Raw genomic sequence first — 1,763 nt, forward strand, 5'->3', positions numbered from 1 at the left:
GCTGCCACCGGGCCGCGCCCTGGTGGCCCGGGGCGCGCAGGCCGTCGCCCGGGAGACCACGGTCTTCGGCCGCCGGGCCCGCTACGGCGCGGTGGCCCTGGTGGACGGGGTGCCCGGGATCCTGATCGCCCCGGACGGGCGGCTGCGGCTGGTGCTGCGGATGGCGGTCGCGGACGGCCGGGTGGCCGGCTACGAGGTGGTGGCCGACCCGGCCCGGCTCGCCGCGCTCGACCTGGCCGTGCTGCCACTGCCCGGGTGACTGCCGCCGGGGCGGGCGCTGCGGCGGGGCACGGGGCGGTCAGTCGGCGATCCGGACCAGCATCTTGCCGGTGTTCTCGCCGCGCAGCATGCCGAGGAAGGCGTCCACCACCCGGTCGAAGCCGTCCACGACCGTCTCGTCCGGGACGACGGCGCCCGAGCGCAGGTGGGGGACGAGGAAGTCGTACAGCTCCGGCCGGGCGTCGAGGTGGTCGCGGACCAGGAAGCCCTCCAGCCGCAGGCTCTTCCCGACCACCTCGAACAGGTTGCGCGGGGCGGCCGGCGGGTTCCCGAGCCGGTTGTACTGGGCGACCGCGCCGCACCAGGCGATCCGGCCGCGCTCGCGCAGGGCGCCGATGGCGGCCTCCAGGTGGTCGCCGCCGACGTTGTCCAGGTAGACGTGCAGCCCCTCGGGGGCGGCCTCGCGCAGCCGGTCCGCGATCGGGCCGTCGTGGTAGTCGAAGGCGGCGTCGAAGCCGAGCCGCTCGGTGAGGCGGGCGGCCTTGGCGGCGGAGCCGGTGCTGCCGACGATCCGTCCGGCGCCGAGCAGGCGGGCGAGCTGTCCGGCGGCGGTGCCGACGCCGCCCGCGGCCGCCGAGACGAAGAGCGTCTCGCCGGGCTGGAGCCGGGCGATCCTGGTCAGCGCGACCCAGGCGGACAGGCCGGTGCCGCCGAGCACCGACAGGTGGGCGCTGAGCGGGACGCCGGCGAGGTCGGGGAGCAGGCTCGCCCGTTCGGCGGTGACCACCGAGAGGGTGCGCCAGGCCTGGCGGTGCTGGACCAGCGCCCCGACCGGCAGGGCGTCGGCCCGGGACTCCACCACCCGGCCGAGGGTGCGCCCCTCCAGCGGGGCGTGCAGCGCCCAGCCGCCCTCCTCCATCTCCTCGCGCATGTACGGGTCGACGGACTGGTAGAGGTTCTCGACGAGGGCCTCGCCCGCCGCGAGGGCCGGGACGGTCTCGTCGACGAAGGCGAAGTCCGCGGCGGTCGGCGCGCCTTCGGGGCGGGCGACCAGGTGGACGGCGCGGGCGGTGGGACGGGACATCGGGGCTGCTCCAGGTGCGCGGGGGGCTCGGCGGGACGTGATCACCGTAGGAAGCGCGGGAGCGGCCGGGCAGGGGCGGCGGTCGATGGAACGGGCCGGTCCATGAGCGGGATCGATGGATCGCGGGCCCGCGGATTAGATTCGGGCGCATGACCGATCTCGCCCCGCACGAGCTGCGGACCCTGGTCGCCGTCGAGGAGGAGCGGAGCTTCACGGCGGCCGCCGCACGCCTGGGCACCACCCAGTCCGCCGTCTCGCACGCCGTCCGCGCCTGCGAGCGGAAGCTCGGCACGGTGCTCTTCGACCGTGGGCGCCACGGCGCACGCCCCACCGAGGGCGGCGCGCGGGCGGTGGCGTACGCCCGCCGGATCCTGCGGCTGCTGGACGCGATGGGCCCCGAGGTGCGCGGCGCGGGAGCGGACGGGCCGCTGACCGGCACCCTGCGGATCGCCGCCTTCCG

General features: G+C 77.2%; 2 protein-coding genes and 1 pseudogene. 2 read left to right on the forward strand and 1 reads right to left on the reverse strand.

What is annotated here, in order from left to right:
- Positions 1-259 (forward strand): annotated as a pseudogene (locus AE652_RS40810) (RNA polymerase subunit sigma-70); the annotation flags it as partial.
- 39 nt (positions 260-298) lie between these two features.
- Here the strand turns inward: AE652_RS40810 and AE652_RS40815 are convergent.
- Positions 299-1,303, reverse strand: coding sequence for an NADP-dependent oxidoreductase (locus tag AE652_RS40815; RefSeq protein ID WP_049660951.1), 1,005 nt, complete (start codon positions 1,301-1,303; stop codon positions 299-301).
- Between the two features lie 149 nt (positions 1,304-1,452).
- Between AE652_RS40815 and AE652_RS40820 the strand changes: the two genes are divergently transcribed.
- Positions 1,453-1,763 (forward strand): LysR family transcriptional regulator (locus AE652_RS40820; protein WP_049660953.1); only part of this gene is annotated, 311 nt, incomplete at its 3' end.

The organism is Kitasatospora sp. MY 5-36, from assembly GCF_001182915.1.
In the GTDB taxonomy this organism is placed as follows: Bacteria; Actinomycetota; Actinomycetes; order Streptomycetales; family Streptomycetaceae; genus Kitasatospora.

Coding starts and splice junctions, on each gene's coding strand:
- AE652_RS40815 (WP_049660951.1), bottom strand. CDS start 1,303: ATGTCCCGTCCCACCGCCCGCGCCGTCCACCTGGTCGCCCGCCCCGAA.